The sequence below is a fragment of the Pseudomonas sp. B21-036 genome (assembly GCF_024748925.1).
Lineage (GTDB): Bacteria > Pseudomonadota > Gammaproteobacteria > Pseudomonadales > Pseudomonadaceae > Aquipseudomonas > Aquipseudomonas palmensis.
The window spans coordinates 1,186,375-1,205,859 of record NZ_CP087178.1; the positions used below are offsets into that span (position 1 = coordinate 1,186,375).

The following is a 19,485-nucleotide window of genomic DNA, read 5'->3' on the forward strand; positions in this document are numbered from 1 at the left end:
TTTTGCCGGCGCCATTGACCGGCAAGGCCGCTGCCCATCCAGGAAGCACGTCCCGCTGCCGAGCCTGTCGCGGCCTCCCTAGTATCGAAAACTCATGGGTTTTCTGCAGGGAGTGCATACCTTGGACGACGAAATCGAACACGCTACAAACCCGCGACTCAGCGGCTACGCGGTCAAGACCGGGTCCTATTCGCTCGAGCGCCACCTGATCGGCGGCAAGCGCCTGGCACCCGGCTGCTGGGTCAACGGCAAGACCGTCTACGGCGATATCCGCATTGGCTCCAGTGCCTGGGCCACCTACACCCGACCGGTGTTCGCCTACCTGTCAGCGGTGGATACCCTGCGGCTCAACGGCCTGAGCAACCAGCGCCATGCCATCACCTTTGCCCAGGGCCACAGCAAGCAGTTCATCCGTGAAGTGGACGCGCCCTATTCGGTGTCGTCGGCCATCGAGCGGGTCAATATCCTGTCCAGCCTGCATACCGGCTTTGTTGACGACATCGCCTGGGGGGCGCCGAACGACAACCGCCTGACGCTGCTGCTGCCCGGCAGCGGGGTGTTCGCCATCTATCAGATGAACCTGGTGTATGCCCATTGCGCGACCTCGGCCGGACAGCTGAGCAAGGCGTTTCGCACCAGCAAGACGCTGGCCACGCAGGGGCGTACCGACCTGTACTTCCTGTCGGCCATCAGCACGGCCGTGTATGTGGCGGTGGCCGATGCCGCGGCCACCCCTCCGATTGCCTGGGATGCCCTGCAGCGCAAGGTGCTGACCGAAGGTTACGAGGTTGAATGCAATGCCGGCGCCTGGTCGTTCGATTTTTCCGCAAGCCAGAAGATTCACTACAAGTACTGAGGGAACCGTCATGAGTGAAGACAACGTGTTTGGCGCCGACTCCCCCGCACAGCGCGGGAGCTACCACATCGACAAGTACCTCTTTGGCGGTGACAAGGTACGCCAGGCCTGCTGGATAAAGGATGCCACCGAGTTCGGCCAGATGTTCGACGGCAAGCGGTGGTGGGACATGTATTCGGTGCCGGTCGCCGCTTACGTGGAGCATGTCGGCACCGTCCAGGTACCGAGCAACGGCGAGGATGAACGCACCTTCGAGGTCACCCATGGCTTTACCCGAAGCTTCAGCCGTACCACCGAAGTGTCCGGTGGCGTGCAGCTGGAATTCAAGGGCGTGGGGGTGAGTTCAGAGGTCCGGGTATCGTTCCAGGCTGAGCAAAGCTGGAACGACTCCACCACCCAGAAGCATACCCGCAAGCTGGTCGGCCCCGGGGTGTTCTATGCCTATCAGGTGCACATCCTGTATGCGCACTGTGTGATGGGCGCGTCGGAGATCGATTACTACTTCGAGCACAACAAGGTGCTGCCGATTCTCGATGCCGACGCGCAGGTGATGCGCGAAGACCTGATCTACCTGTCGTCGGTTGCCACCGACACGCTGGTCACGGTGCTGGAGGAGGCCTCGGTGGACCCGCTCGGCTGGGACGAACTGCAGAAAAAGGTGTTGTTCGAGCACTACAGTTCCCGGAAAAACGCGGGCTGCTGGCGCTTCGATTTCAGCGTGAACGAGCGCTACCCGCGCGGGTGATGCGCCGCGCTGGCCTGCGTCGGCAGGCCAGCGTGCATGCCATCAGAAGCTGTCCGAGGTCCTGAAGCCGCCGCCCCCGCTGCTGTCGGAGCTGGAGAAGCCGCCACTGCTGCTGGAGCTGCTGCTCGAACTGCTGGAACTGGAGCTGCTCCAGCTCGACCCCGAGCTGCTACTGCTGTACGAGCTGCGCTCGACGGCGACGCGCGGCACCAGCTCGCGGTGTTCGCGGATGGTCCCGACCAGATAGCCCAGGGTGACATCGCGGGTCATGTAGTCCGACAGCAGGCGTTCGATGCCCAGCGTTGCCTTGTACTGATAGCCGTCGTCACGGAAGAAGTCGGTGCGCAGCGCGCGCTCCAGCTCCTTGGCCCGGTCATAGGACTGCTGGGCCAGGCCATGGGTCTGGCGCGCCTCGGCCAGTGCCCGTTCCACGCCGTCGACCTGCGGGTACAGCCGCTGCAGCTGCAAGGCGATCTGGTCGTCTGCGGTATCGGGGGTCTTCTTCACCTGCTCGAGCAGTTGCTCGATGCTCTTGGCCTGCAACTGGTCGGTGAGCCACTGGCGGGCACGCAGGTAGTGCGGGTCCTGGTTGTGGGTGAATGCGGTCAGTTGCGCGTGAATGTCGTTGGCCTGCTGCTTGCTGGCCACGGTCTGCTTGTACAACGCCTTGTGCGCTTCGCGCAGCGGCTCCATGCCTGCCTGCTGCTGGGCGTCGGCCAGTTGCTGGCCGGTGCTTTGCTCCAGCGCGGCAATGTGCGCGTCGCGTTCGAGCTGCAGTGCCTCGTTGCGCTGCTGCATGTTGAGCAGGTTCAGCTCGTTGCTGCGGTTGCCGCTGTAGTCGACCTGCCTGGCCAGCCAGCCATCGAGCCAGCGGCTGATGCGGCCCAACCGATACTGTTCGGTACCGAAATCGCGATCACGCAGGAAGTGGTAGATCGGGTTGCGGCCGAACATCGGCAGCTTGTCGGCACACTCCTGGCGAATGTCGGCATACCCGGTGACGGTTTCGAGGTTGGCGGCGATGGCCTGTTCCAGCTGGTGCATCTGCGCCGTGTAGTTCGGGTCCTGGGCCAGTTGGTCGCGGGCCTGGCGGTCGAGGTCGTCGAGGCGCTCCTGTACCTGCGCGGTCGCCTCCAGCGACTGGGCGATCTGCTGCTCGACCTCCAGCAGTTGCTGGCGCAACTGCCCCTGGGCCAGCTGGCGTTCGTGCAGGGCCTGAACCACCTCGTCCTGCAGCGACGGGGCATGCTCCAGCTGCAGGGTCGCGATGCTGCGCAGGCGGGTCAGGATGTCCTGTTCGAGCGCCATCTGGCGCTCGGTGGCACTGGCCAGTTGTTGTTCTGCGTCGCGCAGCACGTGCTCGAAACTGCGTGCATTGTCGGCGACGATACCGATGAGCTTGCTGGGTCTCATGTCATCACCAGTCCAGGATCATGTCGGGTTTGGCGACACGTTGGTTGAATTTCAGGCTCAGCATGTTGGCAGGCTTGCTGCCCATGGCGAGGTCGTCGATGTGGCCGTCGCTGAGTTTGTCTTCCTTGACCTTGAGGTACTCGGCCTGGCTGACCCGCACACCAAAGTAGGACGCCCAGCGCGATTCGCCGGTTTCCGAACTGGTGACCGGCACGCTGATCGGGTTGCCGGCGGCGTCCACGGCCTCGACCACCAGGTACCAGCTCTTGCCCTGCAGGGAGTCACCGCCCTGGTTGCACAGCGCCTGGTCATAGCAGCGCTCGACCCCCGACTTGACGCCGTAGCGGTCCACCACCCGCAGCTCCAGTGCCTGACGGGCGAACACCAGCAGGCTGTCAAGCGTCGACAGGTGGTCGCTGGCCTGACGTGCCTGCAGGGCGTCGATGGCCTTGTCGACCTGGGCGGCCTGGGCACGCACCACCCGCAGGTCGTTCGGCGGCAGGCGCAGGGCGGGCAACTGCTGCTCGATTTCGTCCAGGCGCCGGATCAGCGGCTGGACTTGCTGAATGCGATCGAGCTGGCTTTCGAGCTCACCGACTTCACGGTCGACCACCTCGATGCCCTGGGTGTCGGCGTTGCCGATGGCCTGGTCGGCCACCCGGGCCTGCTGCGCCATCACCCCGAAACGCTTGGCGCCTGCGGTGAACGCCGGGTTGTGCAGTACGGCCTGCAGGCGGCTGCGGGCATCGATAATGGCCTGGACGTCGTTCAGGCCCTTGTCGGCCTGCCTCAGTTGCGCGCGCGCCGACTGGGTGTTGCGTTCGTAGGTATCGAGGTCTTGCTGCACGCTGTCGCGGTTGTCGCTGTCGATCAGTTGCGGCCACGGTCGGTGCGTCAGCAGTGTCTGAACCTGCGTCAGCCGCTCGGCAAGCGGCCCCAGCAGGCGTGTGACCGCGGGCTCGGGCTGTTGCGCGACGGCTTGCTGCAACGCATCGAGGCGCGACTGGTGCTGCGCAAGGTCGGCGCTCAGATCGCTGCTGCGATACTCGGCCGTACGGACGTTGTCCTGCACCTTGGAGGTCTTGGCGGTGTCGTTCACCACCCGGGTGCACTGTACGGCCAGCAGCGCGACGACGATCAGTTGCAGGATGCGCATGAGCTTCCTGCGGTTGAGCAGCAGGCGCGTGGTCAGGCGTTGCAGTGCGGTCTGTTCGGGCGCCTCGAAGGCCAGGCGCCGGGCGAAGAACGCCCGCACACCCTGTTCGATCAGTGCATCGTCATAGGCGATGCCCTGGGCCTGGTAGTAGGTGCGGATACGCTCGGCGACTTCAGCGCGGCGCTGCGGCAGGTTCAGGTGCTCCTGCACCTGCATCTGCTGATGGCGCAGCTGGTCGACCACCGCCATCGCGCCCAGCTGTTCGGACAGAGGAACACTGCTCATCAGGCGGCCTTGGTCAGCAGGGCGGCGAACTTGCGCTTGGCCTCTTCGACAGCTTCGGCGATATCCCGGGCGGCGTTGCTCGACTCTGCGCGGTAGGTGTCGGCCATCTGCTTCATGTCGGTCTGGAACGACAGCGTGGCGTCAGCCAGGGCGCGCACCGAGTCGACCTTGATGGTCGAGCCGTAGCTGGCTTTGACCGCGGCTTCGAGCTGCTGGTTGCCGGTGCTGCCCAGCGACTCCAGGCCCTGGCTGATGCCGTCGGTGGTGGCATTGAGGGTGTGGGTGGCTTCGGCCAGGCCGCTGTTGGCGGTGAACGACACGGCAAGCCCGGTGAGTACCACTTCGTTGGTGGAAAAGAACGACACCATGCGCTGGTATTGACGCTCCTTGATCACGTGCACCTGATTGATGCGTGCAAAGACCATTTCGGCGGTGTTGTAGCCGACCTTCAGGTCATCGGCGATGTCCTTGATGATCTGGTAGCGCTTGTCTTCGTCCTGCAGGGCGCGCACGGCTTCATCGCGGCCCAGTTCCAGCGCGGCGCGTGCGGCGGGCTCGGCGCTTTCGGCGTCGGCGACCCGGGCGTTGGCCTCGTTCAGGGCCAGGGTGCGCTGCTGCAGGGCCTCGCCAGCGATGGCCAGCACCTGCTGGGCTTCCACCTCGGCGGCTTTCATGGCCATGCGAAAGTCCATGTATGACTCCAGGATCACGCTCTCGCGGGCGATCTGGTCGTTGGCCGACTTGCACACCTTCAGGTAGTTTTCGCGGATATCGGCAAAGCGGCTGGGGATGGAGCCGCGACGCACGTTCATCCAGGTCAGCTTGATCTTTTCCATCGCGTCCAGGCGCCCGTCATCCATCCAGCCGGCCATGGCGGCGGCGTCCTCGCGGATGGAGGTGAAGCTCTGCGTGATGTCCATGAAGCGCGTGGAGATGTCCATGCCTTCGATCTGCTCGCGCACCATGCTGTTGAAGCTGGTGGCCTGCTGCAGCACGGTGGCGATGGAGGTGACCTTGGTGGTGTCGTAGTGGGCCACGCGGTCCAGCAGTACCAGAACCGGGGCATCCTGAACGGGCTGGATGAAGTTGATGCCGATGGTGCGCAGGCTGGTGAGTGCCCGTTCCAGGTAGTGGCTCATTGAGTGTCCTTACAGGTGTGGCAAAAATAATGAGGCCGGCAGTATACCGAGCACGCCAGCGCCCCGCAGGCTTTCGCACAACCAAAAAAAATGCCCGCCTCCGTATCAGAGGCGGGCATTGCATGCAGCAGCGTGTCAGTTGGCGTTTACGCCGCCTTAGCAGCCTGCTGGCTCAGCGAGCGGTTCAGTGCGCTGAACAGCGCCTTGAAGCTGGCGGTGGTGATGTTTTCATCGATACCCACGCCGTGCACCGGACGACCGCCAGCCACGCGCAGTTCGATGTAGGCCGCCGCCTTGGCGTGGGTGCCGGCACCGATGGCGTGCTCGTTGTAGTCCATGATTTCCACGGCTACCGGCAGGCCGGCCACCAGGGCCTCGAGGGCGCCGTTGCCCTTGCCGCGCCAGTGCAGGGTGGTTTCGCCTTCACCGGCCACTTCCACTTCCACGGCGCTGTGGCCGTTCTCTTCCTGCAGGCGATGGCTGACCAGCGCATACGGGGCGTTGGCTTGCAGGTACTCGCTCTGCAACAGCTTGTAGATCTGCTGGGCGGTCATTTCCAGGCCCAGGCGGTCGGTCTCGCCCTGTACCACCTGGCTGAACTCGATCTGCATGCGGCGCGGCAGGCTGATGCCGTATTCCTGTTCGAGCAGGTAGGTGATGCCACCCTTGCCCGACTGGCTGTTGACGCGGATCACCGCCTCGTAGCTGCGGCCGATGTCGGCCGGGTCGATCGGCAGGTACGGTACTTCCCACAGGGTGTCTTCTTTCTGCTGGGTGAAGCCCTTGCGGATCGCATCCTGGTGCGAGCCGGAGAACGCGGTGTGCACCAGGTCGCCCACATACGGATGACGCGGGTGTACCGGGATCTGGTTGCACTCTTCGACCACCTTGCGCACGCCGTCGATGTCGGAAAAGTCCAGCTCAGGGTCCACGCCCTGGGTGTAGAGGTTCAGGGCCAGGGTCACCAGGTCGACGTTGCCGGTACGCTCGCCGTTGCCGAACAGGCAGCCTTCGACACGGTCGGCGCCGGCCATCAGGCCCAGCTCGGTGGCAGCCACGCCGGTGCCACGGTCGTTGTGGGTGTGCAGGCTGATGATCACGCTGTCACGGCGCGACACGTTGCGCCCGAACCACTCGATCTGGTCGGCATAGATGTTCGGGGTGGAAACTTCCACGGTGGCTGGCAGGTTGAGGATCACCTTGTGTTCGGGGGTCGGGTTCCACACCTCGATCACCGCGTCGCAGACTTCCTTGGCGAACTCCAGTTCGGTAGCGCTGAAGGTCTCTGGCGAGTACTGGAACGTCCAGTGGGTTTCCGGCTGCTGGGCGGCGTACTTGACGAACAGCTTGGCCGCGTTCACCGCGATGTCCTTGACGCCCTGCTTGTCCTGGTTGAAGACAATGCGGCGGAATGCCGGGCAGGTGGCGTTGTACAGGTGCACGATGGCCTTCTTGGCCCCGCGCAGCGATTCGAAGGTACGTGCGATCAGGTCTTCACGGGCCTGGGTCAGCACCTGGATGGTGGTGTCGTCCGGGATGTGGCCGTCTTCGATCAGGGTGCGCACGAAGTCGAAGTCGGTTTGCGAGGCCGATGGGAAGGAGGCCTCGATTTCTTTCACGCCCACGCTGACCAGGGTCTTCCAGAAGCGCAGCTTCTTGACCGCATCCATCGGCTCGATCAGCGACTGGTTGCCGTCGCGAAGGTCCGAGCTGCACCAGATCGGCGCGGCTGTGATGGTCTTCGAGGGCCAGGTGCGGTCAGGCAGGTTTACCTGAGCGAAGGCACGGTATTTTTTCGAAGGGTCTTTGAGCATGGTCATGAAAGCAATCCTTATTGTGCGGCCTTGAAAGGGGCCCGCCGAACGTACAAGTGATGAATGGGCGAGGCGACGCGATTCAGCTTGGTAGTCGGGCACTGACCAGGCAAAGGCTGCGATGTTGGCGAAGCAGGATGAGGGTGTGCGTGGTTTTCATGGGTTCAACCCTAACCAGTGGGGTGAACGATGGCAAGCACTGCAAAAAAATTGAGAGGAATGCTTAAAAACTGAAGAATGTCGTGATTTTATAGCGCCGACCAATCAAAAAGACCGCGCCAGTTGCGCGGTCTTTTTGATTGGCGCAAGACGCTGATCAGGGCTGGAAGGCCCCGATGAAGATCGCCGGATCGACCCGTGCGTCGTTCAGGCTGACGTTCCAGTGCATGTGCGGCCCGGTGGCGCGGCCGGTGGAGCCCACCCGTCCGACGATGGCGCCACGGCTCAGTTGCTGGCCGGGTTTCACGTCGATCTTCGACATATGGCAGAACATGCTGATGAAGCCCTGGCCGTGGTCGACGAACACGGTGTTGCCGTTGAAGAAGTAGTTGCCGATCAGGATCACCTTGCCGTTGGCCGGGGTCTTGATCGGGGTGCCGGCGGGCACGGCGAAGTCCAGGCCGGCATGCGGGTTGCGTTCCTCGCCGTTGAAGAAGCGGCGCACGCCGAACTTGCTCGACAGCGGGCCGTTGACCGGCTTGTCGAGGAGCAGGTTGCTCGGCAGGTTGGGGCTGAAGCTGCGGTAGGCCTTGAGCTGCTCGGCCAGCTCGGCGTCGATGCGCTTGAGGTCGGCCGGGTTGGGGTTGACCTGGCGCTGGTTCTTCAGGGTGATGCGCTGCTCGGGGTACTTCTTGCTGGCGACCGTGAAGCTCAGGGTGCGCTCGCCCTGGGTCAGGCTGGCGGTGCCGGGCTTCTGGGTCAGCGGCAGGCCGACAATGGCCAGCCAGGTGTCCTGCTCGCGTACCACCAGCACCGGCTTGCCGTCGAAGCGCGCCTGAGGGGCCTGGGCGGCGGGGCCGAGGTCGACCACCGCGACGCCGCCGGGCACCGGCTTGTTCAACTGGCGGGTGATGTAGCTGGCCTGGGCGCTGCCGGCGAAGGCCAGGCAGAGGACGAGCAGCGGGGCAAACAGTCGGGGCATGAGTCAGTCCAGTAGAGAGAGCGTGACCGGGGTCAGGTGGTTGTCTTCGACCCGCACCTGCAGCTCGCCTTCGCCCAGGCGGGCGGTCAGGCGCTGGCCGTTGCGGGTCTGCGCGGCGCTGCGGATGGCCTGGCCGCGCTCGTCGAGCAGGATGCTGTAGCCACGGCTGAGGGTAGCCAGCGGGCTGACCACCTGCAGTGTCTGCACCTGCACCTGCAGGTGCTGGCGGCGGGTGGCGAGGGTCTGGCGCATGGCTCGCGGCAGGCGCTCGGCGAGGTTGTCCAGGTGTTGCTTGAGCAGCGCCAGGGCACGCCCGGGGTGCTGCGCGGCCAAGCGGGTATCCAGGCGTGCCAGGCGTTCGCGGCGCTGGTTCAGGCGCTGCTCGAAGGCGCGGCGCAGGCGCATGTCCAGGTCGTCGAGGCGCTGGGCCTGCTGGCGCAGGCGTTCGCCGGGGTGGCGCAGACGCCGCGCCAGGCTGTCCAGGCGCAGCCGGTCATGGGCCAGGCGGTTCTGGATGCGCAGCAGCAGGCGGCGTTGCAGGCTTTCCAGGCGTCGGCCCAGGTCGCTGCTGTCGGGGGCCAGCAGTTCGGCGGCGGCCGAAGGGGTGGGGGCGCGCACGTCGGCGACGAAGTCGCTGATCGACACGTCGGTTTCATGCCCCACGGCGCTGACGATGGGCGTGACGCAGGCGGCGATGGCACGGGCCACGGCTTCTTCGTTGAAGCACCAGAGGTCTTCCAGCGAGCCGCCGCCACGGGCCAGGATCAGCGCGTCGAAGCCTTGCGCATCGGCGCGTTGCAGGGCCCGCACGATCTGGTTGATGGCTTCGCGGCCCTGCACGGCGGTGGGTATCAGGGTCAGCTCCACCTGCGGGGCGCGGCGGCGGAACACGCTGATGATGTCGCGGATCACCGCGCCGGTGGGCGAGCTGACGATGCCGATACGCTGCGGGTGGGCGGGCAGGGCGCGCTTGCGTTCACTGCTGAACAGGCCCTCGTTGCCGAGCTTTTCCTTGAGCGCGTCGAAGGCCAGGCGCAGGGCGCCGTCACCGGCCGGTTCGACGGTGTCGAGGATCAGCTGATAGTCGCCGCGCCCCTCGAACAGCGAGACCTTGCCACGCACCTTGACCGCCAGGCCGTCGCGCAATGCCTGGCGCACGCGGGCGGCGTTGTTGCGAAACAGTGCACAGCGCACCTGGGCGCCGCTGTCCTTGAGGGTGAAGTAGACGTGGCCGGAGGCGGGCCGGGCGAGGTTGGAGATTTCGCCCTCGACCCAGATGTTGCTGAACACGTCCTCGAGCAGCACGCGGGCGCGGCCGTTGAGCTGGCTGACGGTAAGGACCTCGCGGTCCAGGCCGAGTCTTTCGAAAGGGTCTCTGATCATGCGGGGCATCATAAAGGGAATCGTGCGGTCTTTGCAGTCCCGGCAGGTGGCGGCGCTGCTTGCCGGCTCCTACAGGTCATGCGCGGTCTCTTGCAGGAGCCGACGTTGCCGGCTCAGCCCTGCATGTGCTCCACAAACTGATGCACCAACGGCCCGGCATCGCGTCGATAGGCCAGCGCCACCGAACTCACGCACCCCGCGTCGGCCAGCGGCACGAAGCGCAGCGCCGCCGGCGCGATATCGCGCATGCACCGTGGCAGCAAGGCCACCCCGAACCCGGCCTGGATCAACTGCAACTGCGTGGTCTTGCGCGACACCACCCGCGCAGCCCGAGGGAAGAACCCTTCACGCATGCACAGCTCGGCCGACAGGTAGCTCAAGCCACCGCGCTGGCGGTGCGGGATGGAAATGAACGCCTCGTCGCGTAACTGCGCCAGGTACACGCTGGGCTCATCGGCCAGCGGGTGGTCTGCGGCCACCGCCAGCAGCAGCGGTTCGTCGAACAGCGGCTGCACGCACAGCCCTTCGTGCTGGCGCAGCACCGGCAGGCGCAGCAGGCCGAACTCCAGGCGACCTTCGGCCAGTTCCTCCAGTTGCGCCTCGGAAGATAGCTGCGCGATGTCCATCGACACGCCGGGGTTGTGCTGCAGGTAGCCCGTGAGCCGATCCAGCAGCGCGCCGGTCAGCGGCACCGTGCTCGAATGGCTCAGGCGCAGGCTGCCGCGCAGGCCCTGACCGATTTCGGTGGCCAGGCGGCAGGCCTTTTCCAGCTCGCCCAGCAGGTTGCGGGCCCGCGGCAGAAACGCCAGGCCCGCTGCGGTCAGGCGCGGCTGGCGGGCGGTGCGTTCGAACAGCGGGGTGGCCAGCTGACTCTCCAGCTCCTTTATCTGCCGGCTCAGCGCCGACTGCGCGACGAACAGGCGCTCGGCGGCAGCACTGAAACTGCCGGACTCGGCAATCTCGACGAAGTAGCGTAACTGTCGGGTGGAGATCATGAAGGATGCCTTTTCGAGATGGCTGATGGCGCAATTGCATATTAGTCGGCATGGCTGGCCAATGGCTAAAGTTCGTCTGAACGCTGCCTCACTCACGACTCAGGCATACACCATGCTCTCCACACTGCTCGACTCGCTCCCTTTCACTGCGCTCCAATGGCTGCCGATACTGCTTGGCATCGGCGTCGCCTACATCGTGTTCGGCATCGCCGGCTTCGGCACCGCGCTGGTCGCCGGGCCGGTCCTGATCAACTTCATGCCGCTGTCGCGCATCATCCCGTTGCTGGTGCTGCTGGACTTCGTCGCCGCCTTCGGCAACTGGCTGCCGGCGCGCAAGGCCGTGGTGCGCGGCGAACTGCTGCGCCTGCTGCCGTGCATGGCCATCGGCTGCACCCTGGGCGTGGTGTTCCTGCTCAACCTCGAGTCCGACCTGCTGCTGTTGCTGATGGGCCTGTTCATCAGCGCCTATGCGCTCTACAGCCTGGCGGTGAAGGTCAAGCCGGCGCGCCTGAATGCCGGCTGGTCGGTGCCGATGGGCATCACCGGCGGCCTGTTCGGTGCGCTGTTCGGCAGCGGCGGCTTCCTCTATGCCATCTACCTCAATGCCCGGCTCGACGCCAAGGAGCAGGTGCGCGCGACCCAGAGCGCGCTGATCAGTTGCAGCACCGTGGTGCGCCTGAGCCTGTTCCTGATTGCCGGGGTATACGCCGACCTGCCGTTGCTGCTGCTTGCCCTGTGCCTGCTGCCGATGATGTTCGCCGGCCTGTGGGTGGGGCGCCGGCTGACCCTGAAGATGTCCCGCGAAACCTTCGTGCGGCTGGTCACCTGGCTGGTGCTGGCCAGCGGCATCGCGCTGATCGCGCGCTACCTGAGTGAGGTAAACTGGCACCTTTAACCTGTTCGGCCGCCTTCATGACATTCCAGAGCATCATCGTCCCCAAGATCTCCACCGTGCCGGTGCACGAGCCGCGCGCCCGCGCGATCCTGCGCTGGCTGGTACGCGAAAAGGTGATCGAGGAACAGCTCAGCACCTGCGGGCGCACTGGCAACCGCATGGGTTATGCCATCGCCGAGGGGGCGCGCAAGGTGGTCGAGCGGCCGCAGTTGCTACCGTACGGCCAGCCCGTCAATGGCCTGGAAGTCATCTACAAGCGCTGCATCTATACGCCCACCGAAGGCTTTCTCGAAGAAGCCGGCTGCGCCGAGTGCCGCCGGGAAGTGGGGGTGGAGCTGTTCGCCAGCCTGGAGGAGTGGATGCCCGGCATCAGCGACAACTTCACCTGCCCGCGCTGCGGCCATGAAGACGACATCAACGGCTTTCTTTACCTGCAGCCCTGTGCCTTTTCCAACCTGGGGTTCATCTTCAACAACTGGGGCGAGGCCGGTTTCAAGCCGTCTTTCATCGATGCCTTTGCCGACTGGCTCGACCAGCCGGTGGCAGTGGTGCAGGTAAAGCTGCAAGACAACTGACCGAAGGCCCATCTTTACATTGAGTCAGACGGCGCGCATGAGTATAATGGCGCGCTTCCATTTTCCCGCCCGGGAGCCCCCGCGATGCTGCGTATCAGCCAAGAAGCCCTGACCTTCGACGACATTCTCCTAGTACCCGGTTACTCCGAGGTGCTACCTAACGAAGTCAGTCTCAAGACCCGTTTGACCCGTGGCATCGAGCTGAATATTCCACTGGTTTCCGCCGCCATGGACACCGTGACCGAAGCCCGTCTGGCCATTGCCATGGCCCAGGAAGGCGGCATCGGCATCATCCACAAGAACATGACCATCGAGCAGCAGGCTGCCGAAGTGCGCAAGGTCAAGAAGTTCGAGGCCGGCGTGGTCAAGGACCCGATCACCATCGAGGCCGACGCCACCGTACGCGACCTGTTCGAACTGACCCGCCTGCACAACATCTCCGGCGTGCCGGTGCTGCACAACGGCGACCTGGTCGGCATCGTCACCTCCCGTGACGTGCGCTTCGAAAACCGCCTCGACGCCACCGTGCGTGAAGTGATGACGCCCAAAGAGCGTCTGGTCACGGTCAGCGAAGGCGCCGACAAGAACGAGGCCCGCGAGCTGCTGCACAAGCACCGCATCGAGCGCGTACTGATCGTCGACGACAAGTTCGCCCTCAAGGGCATGATGACCGTCAACGACATCGAGAAAGCCAAGGCCTACCCGCTGGCCAGCAAGGACGACCAGGGTCGCCTGCGCGTCGGTGCTGCAGTGGGTACCGGCAAGGACACCGGCGACCGTGTGACCGCACTGGTTGCTGCCGGCGTCGACGTGGTGGTGGTCGACACCGCCCACGGCCACTCCAAGGGCGTTATTGACCGCGTGCGCTGGGTCAAGCAGAACTTCCCCGACGTACAGGTGATCGGCGGCAACATCGCCACCGGCGCAGCCGCCAAGGCCCTGGCCGAAGCCGGCGCCGACGCGGTCAAGGTCGGTATCGGCCCTGGCTCGATCTGCACCACCCGTATCGTCGCTGGCGTCGGCGTGCCGCAGATCAGCGCCATCGCCAATGTGGCTGCCGCGCTGGAAGGCACCGGCGTACCGCTGATCGCCGACGGTGGCATCCGCTTCTCCGGTGACCTGTCCAAGGCCATCGTCGCCGGCGCCAGCGCCGTGATGATGGGTTCGATGTTCGCCGGTACCGAAGAGGCCCCGGGCGAGATCGAGCTGTTCCAGGGTCGTTCCTACAAGGCCTACCGCGGCATGGGCTCGCTGGGTGCGATGTCCCAGGCCCAGGGTTCCTCGGACCGCTATTTCCAGGACTCCTCGGCCGGTGCCGAGAAGCTGGTACCGGAAGGTATCGAAGGTCGCGTGCCATACAAGGGCACCCTGACCGCGATCATCCACCAGCTGATGGGTGGCTTGCGTTCCTCGATGGGTTACACCGGCAGCGCCAACATCGAAGAAATGCGTACCAAGCCCGAGTTCGTGCGCATCACCGGTGCCGGCATGGCCGAATCCCACGTGCATGACGTGCAGATCACCAAGGAAGCGCCAAACTACCGCGTAGGTTGATGCTCCTGGCAATACCTGTAAGCGGGGCTGTTCACGACAGCCCCGCGTCGTTTCCGATTACCACTGACGAGATTGAGTCATGGCCCTCGACATTCACGCTCACCGTATCCTGATCCTCGACTTCGGTTCCCAGTACACCCAGCTGATCGCCCGCCGCGTGCGCGAAATCGGCGTGTACTGCGAACTGCACCCGTTCGACATGGACGACGAGGCGATTCGCGAATTCGCTCCCCGCGGGATCATCCTCGCCGGCGGCCCCGAGTCGGTGCACGAAGCCGACAGCCCGCGCGCGCCACAGGCCGTATGGGACCTGGGCGTACCGGTATTCGGTATCTGCTACGGCATGCAGACCATGGCCGAGCAACTGGGCGGCAAGGTTGAAGGTTCCGAGCTGCGCGAGTTCGGCTACGCCCGTGTCGATGTGGTCGGCAAGAGCCGCCTGCTCGACGGCATCGAAGACCACGTCGACGCTGACGGCGTATTCGGCCTGGACGTGTGGATGAGCCACGGTGACAAGGTCACCCGCATCCCGGAAGACTTCCACATCCTGGCCAGCACCCCAAGCTGCCCGATCGCTGGCATGTTCAACGATGATCGCGGCTACTACGGCGTGCAGTTCCACCCGGAAGTGACCCACACCAAGCAGGGCGGTCGCATCCTGTCGCGCTTCATCCTCGACATCTGCGGCTGCGAAGCACTGTGGACCCCGTCGAAGATCGCCGAAGACGCAATTGCCCAGGTGCGCGCCCAGGTCGGCACCGACAACGTGCTGCTGGGCCTGTCCGGCGGCGTGGACTCCTCGGTGGTTGCGGCGCTGCTGCACAAGGCCATCGGTGACCAGCTGACCTGCGTGTTCGTCGACAACGGTCTGCTGCGCCTGCACGAAGGCGAGCAGGTGATGGCCATGTTCGCCGAGAACATGGGCGTCAAGGTGATCCGTGCCAACGCCGAGGACCAGTTCCTGAACAACCTGGCCGGCGAAGCGGACCCCGAGAAGAAGCGCAAGATCATTGGTCGTACCTTCATCGACGTGTTCGATGCCGAGTCGAACAAGCTGCACAACATCAAGTACCTGGCCCAGGGCACTATCTACCCCGACGTGATCGAGTCGGCCGGTGCCAAGAGCGGCAAGGCCCACGTGATCAAGTCGCACCACAACGTCGGTGGCCTGCCGGAGGAAATGAACCTCAAGCTGGTCGAGCCCCTGCGCGAACTGTTCAAGGACGAAGTCCGTCGTCTGGGCCTGGAGCTGGGCCTGCCGTACGACATGGTCTACCGTCACCCGTTCCCGGGTCCGGGCCTGGGTGTGCGCATCCTGGGTGAAGTGAAGAAGGAATACGCCGACCTGCTGCGTCGTGCCGACCACATCTTCATCGAAGAGCTGCGCAAGGCCGACTGGTACCACAAGGTCAGCCAGGCCTTCGTGGTATTCCAGCCGGTGAAATCGGTGGGCGTGGTCGGTGACGGCCGTCGTTACGCCTGGGTGGTGGCGCTGCGTGCGGTCGAGACCATCGACTTCATGACCGCGCGTTGGGCGCACCTGCCATACGAACTGCTGGAAACCGTCAGCGGCCGCATCATCAACGAGATCGAAGGCATCTCGCGCGTCACCTACGACGTATCGAGCAAGCCGCCTGCGACGATCGAGTGGGAGTGAAATCGGGTCCTTCGAGGACTATCGCCAGCTATTGAAAGATCGTCGTAACGTATTGATCCGTTATGGGAAAACGTCACGGCATCTATCGGTAGCTATCGCCGGCTAGCAAAACAGGTTGACGGTAGCGTTGGCGGTAAGAATCGAGGCCGGATTAAGACACTCTCGTTCACTATTGAGACTTTTACCGTCTTTGACGGTAAAAGCCTTCTCGGGAAAGCTTGTTTTACGCGGCTTTCCGGGCATCAGCTGGTCTCCAGGTCCCTGACGGTACAAGCCGTCAAAAAACCGGAGGAAATCCTCGATGCTCACCGACACTGCTCTGCGAAATCTCAAGCCTAAGTCCAAGATTTATAAGGTGTCTGACCGGGACGGGATGTACGTAACGGTATCGCCCAGCGGTACCGTCACCTTCCGCTACGACTACCGTCTCCACGGCCGTCGCGAGACACTGACCCTCGGACGCTACGGCCCGGGGGGTATCTCGCTGGCGATGGCGCGCGAACTGCTCCTGGATGCACGCAAGTCCGTTCAGGCAGGCTCATCCCCCGCGCTTGAGAAGCAACGCGAGAAACGCCGGGTTGTCGCCATCAAGACTTTCGGTGCGGCGATGGAGGCATGGCTGGCCAATGCACGATTGGCCGATAGCACCCGTGCCATGCGCAAGCACATCATCGATCGAGACATCCTGCCTGTTTTTCGCAATCGTCTACTGACTGAGGTCCAGGCCGAAGACCTGCGGGCCCTCTGCAACAAGGTCAAGGAGCGTGGGGCGCCGGCCACCGCCGTCCAGATTCGCGACATCGTAAAGCAGGTCTATATCTACGCCATTGTCCACGGTGAAAAGGTTGAAAACCCCGCTGACAGCGTAAAGGCGGCTTCGATCGCCACCTTCGTGCCGAAGGATCGTGCCTTGTCGCCGCTGGAAATCCGTCTGATGATCCAGCACCTGGAATCGGTGGCGACCTATCCGACCATCAGACTCGCCTTGCGCCTGATTCTGCTGACGCTGGTGCGAAAGAGTGAACTGATCCAGGCCACCTGGGATGAGGTCAATTTCGAGTGCGCAACCTGGACGATTCCGAAGCAGCGGATGAAAGGGCGCAATCCGCATGTGGTCTATCTGTCGAGCCAGGCGCTCGACATCTTCGTCACGCTGCACGCCTGCGCTGCAGGCTCAAGGTTCGTCTTTCCGTCTCGTTACGATGCCGAGCGGTGCATGTCAAATGCGACCTTGAATCGGGTCACGCAGCTTGTGGTACAGGCCGCGAAAACCAAAGGGATGCCGCTACAGCCATTCACTGTCCATGATCTGCGCCGCACCGGCTCGACGCTGTTGAACGAAATCGGCTTCAACCGCGACTGGATCGAGAAGTGCCTGGCCCACGAGGACGGACGTTCTTCGCGCTCGGTCTATAACAAGGCCGAATATGCCGAGCAGCGGCGCCACATGCTACAAGAGTGGGCAAATCTGGTCGAAGCCTGGGGAGGCGGGCAAACCTACATGCCGGTGCTAATGCCGAGAAAACTGGTCGTGCCGGCGCTGAGCGCGCTGGACGGAGTGGCATGGTTGTCACTTGACAACCATGCTAGAGATCCCCATACTGGAGATCACTAATGGCCCGTTCCTCTCATTCCAAGAAAGAGGTCGAGGACGCTCTCAGGCATGCAGAAGGGCAGGGCTGGCGCGTCGAGGTCGGCGGCAGCCACGCTTGGGGGCGGATTTACTGTCCGTATAACGACGAGGAGTGCCGATGCGGCGAGTTCTGCATCACGTCAGTATGGAGTACGCCGAAGAACCCCGGCAACCATGCCCGCGCCTTGCGGCGTGTCGTGGACAACTGCATCACGCATCGCAAGCAACGCGAGGCTGGCGACGATGCCAAGGAGTAGCGCGATGGAATATACCTTTACCTTGAAGTACCAGCTTGCCGACGACGACCGCGACCCTGACGTGCTGGTTGATCGCCTGGGCGACGCCGGGTGCGACGATGCTTTGGTAGGCATCGGCCAGCCGGGGCGGCTGGCGCTGGAGTTCACCCGCGAGGCGGCCGACGCAGACGCTGCCGTGCGCAGTGCGTTGGCGGCCGTGCGCAGTGCCGTACCGTCGGCCAAGCTGATCGAAGTTGCCCCCGATCTGGTCGGACTCACCGACGTGGCCGACATCGTGGGTGTTTCCCGGCAGAACATGCGCAAGCTCATGCTGGCGCATCCGGGAAGCTTCCCCACGCCCGTGCATGAGGGGAGTGCGTCGATTTGGCATCTAGCGGACGTGCTGGCCTGGCTGCAGGCCAAGGGCAGCTATTCGCTGGCCAAAGACGTGCTGGATGTGGCGCGGGTGGCCCTGCAGGTCAACGTGGCAAAGGAAGGCCAGCGGTTGCCGCGCTCGGCGTCCGAGAAGCTGCAGGCCTTGGTTGGATAAGGCGTATCGCCGTCTTCATCACTCGCTTGAACCCGCCCGAACAGGGCGGGTTTTTCGTAGGTGGACATCCGGTTTCGAGCTGCTGCTGCGAGGTGCTTGTTTGCGTTCCTCAATCCACGCCTCCACTTCGACCAGGTCCCACACGACGCAGCGGGGCGTCAGGTTGAAGCGACATGGGAATTCGCCGCGGCGCTCCATTTCGTAGATCGTCGTTTCAGCCAAAGGAACGATTTGCCGAAGCTCCTGACGGCGGATGGTGCGGCGGAAAGGTAAAACACCGGATTTCGGAAACTGCGGTAGTTCCTGGTAGGCAGTCGAACCGGGCAGGGGAGTTGCTACGGGGTCAGTGGATCCCTGGGGTCCCTCCATTCTGGGCAAAGGTGTGTTTTCCATATCGCACTCCATGAGTGTTGATGTCGCAAACCACGTAGCAATGGTGGCTTTCGTTGGCTATCGGCGAAACTCGTTGGAGCGCAATCAGGCGTATTGAAGAGCAACTAACTATCAAAGGGCAGGGACATGGCGACGGTAACGGTTTCTCCAATTCATTTTGAAGATTTCAGTGGCATCCAGTTCGAGCGTCTCGTCTTTGCGTACCATTTGCGTGCTGGATGGCGCGATTTGATTTGGCGCGGCCAGTCTGGCAGCGACCAGGGGCGGGACATCACGGGTATTGAAGCGTTCGATGACCAGCCAGCGCGCAAGACCATCATCCAATGTGCGAACCAGGATACGCTGACATTGGCGAAAGCCACAAGCGACATGACCAAAGCGGTTAAGGCGGCAGGCGGGATACCCGATGCCTTTAAGTTTGTTTCTCGGGGCGCCGTTTCGGACGCAAGTAGAGGCCGGATTGAGCAAGTCGCGGCATCCCTGGGAGTTGCCCAAGTGACGATCTGGTCGGGGGTGGAGTTCGAGGAAAATTTGCGGCTTCGTGCAGAGTACCTATTGCATCGTTTCGTCCAAGGGGTCGAGTTTCCTGATGCCGAGGCCGACATCCGCAAGTTCATTGATGACTTTCCCGATCTCTCGGATGCAGATGCGCTACAGCTGATGGCGGCCGTATTCGACCGGCCTGCTTTCCGCACGCCGTTCCATCAGGAAAGCTCCCTACCTGCTTTTCAGCAGGCGATCGAAGATACCATCGGCGCACTCAATACCGGTGTATGGCGAACTCGCAACGGCGATGAGATCAGACGCATCCCTTCGGTCCACAATCTTAAGGATAGGGGCATCCGAACGACGCTGGAGAAGGTCGTCCGCCATGTCGATGATCTGCGTCGTATCTTCGTGGCCGGTCTGAGGGCGGGTGAAATAAAGCCTTGCGGCTGTGGCGAGCCCGACTGCCCGACCTTTGAGCTCTCTAAACGCAGCGCTGATCAGTTGGATGCTGCTAGGTACAAGGTTCTGACAATGTTCCGGTCGGTATACGCGCCGTTTAATGTGGACCTCGAATAG

Annotated in this window: 18 protein-coding genes; 10 read left to right on the forward strand and 8 right to left on the reverse strand. The window is 63.5% G+C overall.

Annotated elements, in window-relative coordinates:
* Window positions 1-121 precede the first annotated feature (121 nt).
* Together LOY33_RS05235 and LOY33_RS05240 are read left to right on the forward strand one after the other, a co-directional pair.
* Window positions 122-856, forward strand: a complete 735-nt coding sequence (locus LOY33_RS05235) for a monalysin family beta-barrel pore-forming toxin (protein WP_157811420.1) — start codon at window positions 122-124, stop codon at window positions 854-856.
* Window positions 857-866: 10 nt separating this feature from the next.
* The gene (locus LOY33_RS05240) at window positions 867-1,601 is read left to right on the forward strand and encodes a monalysin family beta-barrel pore-forming toxin (protein WP_258662113.1); all 735 of its coding nucleotides are present in this window, start codon (window positions 867-869) and stop codon (window positions 1,599-1,601) included.
* Window positions 1,602-1,643: 42 nt separating this feature from the next.
* Here LOY33_RS05240 and LOY33_RS05245 read toward each other — a convergent pair whose 3' ends face one another.
* From LOY33_RS05245 to LOY33_RS05275, 7 genes are all read right to left on the reverse strand, one after another.
* Window positions 1,644-3,014 (reverse strand): hypothetical protein, encoded by a 1,371-nt coding sequence (locus LOY33_RS05245; protein ID WP_185061908.1) that lies wholly within the window; start codon window positions 3,012-3,014, stop codon window positions 1,644-1,646.
* A 4-nt stretch (window positions 3,015-3,018) separates the two neighbouring features.
* On the reverse strand, window positions 3,019-4,455 hold the full coding sequence (locus LOY33_RS05250) for a DUF6384 family protein (protein ID WP_123752944.1): 1,437 nt from the start codon (window positions 4,453-4,455) through the stop codon (window positions 3,019-3,021).
* Window positions 4,455-5,594, reverse strand: coding sequence for a hypothetical protein (locus tag LOY33_RS05255; protein WP_043860401.1), 1,140 nt, complete (start codon window positions 5,592-5,594; stop codon window positions 4,455-4,457). The genes LOY33_RS05250 and LOY33_RS05255 overlap by 1 nt, the downstream gene beginning before the upstream one ends.
* A 146-nt stretch (window positions 5,595-5,740) precedes the next feature.
* Window positions 5,741-7,414: a 2-isopropylmalate synthase gene (gene leuA, locus LOY33_RS05260; RefSeq protein ID WP_043860402.1), complete on the reverse strand. Its 1,674-nt coding sequence runs from the start codon at window positions 7,412-7,414 to the stop codon at window positions 5,741-5,743.
* 310 nt (window positions 7,415-7,724) lie between these two features.
* Entirely contained in the window at window positions 7,725-8,549 is an 825-nt protein-coding gene (locus tag LOY33_RS05265) for a M23 family metallopeptidase (RefSeq protein WP_054915070.1), read from the reverse strand.
* A gap of 3 nt (window positions 8,550-8,552) precedes the next feature.
* Window positions 8,553-9,932 (reverse strand): exodeoxyribonuclease VII large subunit, encoded by a 1,380-nt coding sequence (gene xseA / locus LOY33_RS05270; RefSeq protein ID WP_258662128.1) that lies wholly within the window; start codon window positions 9,930-9,932, stop codon window positions 8,553-8,555.
* 113 nt (window positions 9,933-10,045) lie between these two features.
* Window positions 10,046-10,927 carry a LysR family transcriptional regulator gene (locus LOY33_RS05275; RefSeq protein WP_258662129.1) on the reverse strand — a complete coding sequence of 294 codons (882 nt, stop codon included), beginning with the start codon at window positions 10,925-10,927 and terminating at the stop codon, window positions 10,046-10,048.
* 112 nt (window positions 10,928-11,039) lie between these two features.
* Here LOY33_RS05275 and LOY33_RS05280 point away from each other — a divergent pair, with 112 nt between their 5' ends.
* The 7 genes from LOY33_RS05280 (at window position 11,040) to LOY33_RS05310 (ending at window position 18,027) form a co-directional block, all read left to right on the forward strand.
* The gene (locus LOY33_RS05280; protein ID WP_408980681.1) at window positions 11,040-11,822 is read left to right on the forward strand and encodes a TSUP family transporter; all 783 of its coding nucleotides are present in this window, start codon (window positions 11,040-11,042) and stop codon (window positions 11,820-11,822) included.
* Between the two features lie 17 nt (window positions 11,823-11,839).
* The gene (locus LOY33_RS05285) at window positions 11,840-12,397 is read left to right on the forward strand and encodes a hypothetical protein (protein ID WP_054915068.1); all 558 of its coding nucleotides are present in this window, start codon (window positions 11,840-11,842) and stop codon (window positions 12,395-12,397) included.
* A gap of 84 nt (window positions 12,398-12,481) precedes the next feature.
* A complete protein-coding gene (gene guaB, locus LOY33_RS05290; protein WP_043860652.1) occupies window positions 12,482-13,951 on the forward strand; it encodes an IMP dehydrogenase in 1,470 nt (489 codons plus the stop codon).
* 79 nt (window positions 13,952-14,030) lie between these two features.
* Window positions 14,031-15,608, forward strand: coding sequence for a glutamine-hydrolyzing GMP synthase (gene guaA / locus LOY33_RS05295; RefSeq protein ID WP_043860651.1), 1,578 nt, complete (start codon window positions 14,031-14,033; stop codon window positions 15,606-15,608).
* 301 nt (window positions 15,609-15,909) lie between these two features.
* A complete protein-coding gene (locus LOY33_RS05300; RefSeq protein WP_408980682.1) occupies window positions 15,910-17,223 on the forward strand; it encodes a tyrosine-type recombinase/integrase in 1,314 nt (437 codons plus the stop codon).
* Window positions 17,223-17,498: a hypothetical protein gene (locus LOY33_RS05305; RefSeq protein WP_258662130.1), complete on the forward strand. Its 276-nt coding sequence runs from the start codon at window positions 17,223-17,225 to the stop codon at window positions 17,496-17,498. Before LOY33_RS05300 ends, LOY33_RS05305 begins: the two co-directional genes overlap by 1 nt.
* A 4-nt stretch (window positions 17,499-17,502) precedes the next feature.
* Entirely contained in the window at window positions 17,503-18,027 is a 525-nt protein-coding gene (locus LOY33_RS05310) for an AlpA family transcriptional regulator (RefSeq protein ID WP_258662131.1), read from the forward strand.
* A gap of 18 nt (window positions 18,028-18,045) precedes the next feature.
* Here LOY33_RS05310 and LOY33_RS05315 read toward each other — a convergent pair whose 3' ends face one another.
* Complete coding sequence (locus tag LOY33_RS05315) at window positions 18,046-18,420, reverse strand: AlpA family transcriptional regulator (protein WP_258662132.1); 375 nt, start codon at window positions 18,418-18,420, stop codon at window positions 18,046-18,048.
* Window positions 18,421-18,546: 126 nt separating this feature from the next.
* On the opposite strand from LOY33_RS05315, the gene LOY33_RS05320 reads away from it, so the two are divergent.
* Window positions 18,547-19,485, forward strand: a complete 939-nt coding sequence (locus LOY33_RS05320) for a restriction endonuclease (protein WP_258662133.1) — start codon at window positions 18,547-18,549, stop codon at window positions 19,483-19,485.

Bases quoted from the DNA above. Each gene is read 5' to 3' on its own strand.
- LOY33_RS05240 (WP_258662113.1), top strand. From the start codon at position 867: ATGAGTGAAGACAACGTGTTTGGCGCCGACTCCCCCGCACAGCGCGGG.
- LOY33_RS05245 (WP_185061908.1), bottom strand. From the start codon at position 3,014: ATGAGACCCAGCAAGCTCATCGGTATCGTCGCCGACAATGCACGCAGT.
- LOY33_RS05250 (WP_123752944.1), bottom strand. From the start codon at position 4,455: ATGAGCAGTGTTCCTCTGTCCGAACAGCTGGGCGCGATGGCGGTGGTC.
- LOY33_RS05255 (WP_043860401.1), bottom strand. From the start codon at position 5,594: ATGAGCCACTACCTGGAACGGGCACTCACCAGCCTGCGCACCATCGGC.
- leuA (WP_043860402.1), bottom strand. From the start codon at position 7,414: ATGACCATGCTCAAAGACCCTTCGAAAAAATACCGTGCCTTCGCTCAG.
- LOY33_RS05265 (WP_054915070.1), bottom strand. From the start codon at position 8,549: ATGCCCCGACTGTTTGCCCCGCTGCTCGTCCTCTGCCTGGCCTTCGCC.
- xseA (WP_258662128.1), bottom strand. From the start codon at position 9,932: ATGATCAGAGACCCTTTCGAAAGACTCGGCCTGGACCGCGAGGTCCTT.
- LOY33_RS05275 (WP_258662129.1), bottom strand. From the start codon at position 10,927: ATGATCTCCACCCGACAGTTACGCTACTTCGTCGAGATTGCCGAGTCC.
- LOY33_RS05280 (WP_408980681.1), top strand. From the start codon at position 11,040: ATGCTCTCCACACTGCTCGACTCGCTCCCTTTCACTGCGCTCCAATGG.
- LOY33_RS05285 (WP_054915068.1), top strand. From the start codon at position 11,840: ATGACATTCCAGAGCATCATCGTCCCCAAGATCTCCACCGTGCCGGTG.
- guaB (WP_043860652.1), top strand. From the start codon at position 12,482: ATGCTGCGTATCAGCCAAGAAGCCCTGACCTTCGACGACATTCTCCTA.
- guaA (WP_043860651.1), top strand. From the start codon at position 14,031: ATGGCCCTCGACATTCACGCTCACCGTATCCTGATCCTCGACTTCGGT.
- LOY33_RS05300 (WP_408980682.1), top strand. From the start codon at position 15,910: ATGCTCACCGACACTGCTCTGCGAAATCTCAAGCCTAAGTCCAAGATT.
- LOY33_RS05305 (WP_258662130.1), top strand. From the start codon at position 17,223: ATGGCCCGTTCCTCTCATTCCAAGAAAGAGGTCGAGGACGCTCTCAGG.
- LOY33_RS05310 (WP_258662131.1), top strand. From the start codon at position 17,503: ATGGAATATACCTTTACCTTGAAGTACCAGCTTGCCGACGACGACCGC.
- LOY33_RS05315 (WP_258662132.1), bottom strand. From the start codon at position 18,420: ATGGAAAACACACCTTTGCCCAGAATGGAGGGACCCCAGGGATCCACT.
- LOY33_RS05320 (WP_258662133.1), top strand. From the start codon at position 18,547: ATGGCGACGGTAACGGTTTCTCCAATTCATTTTGAAGATTTCAGTGGC.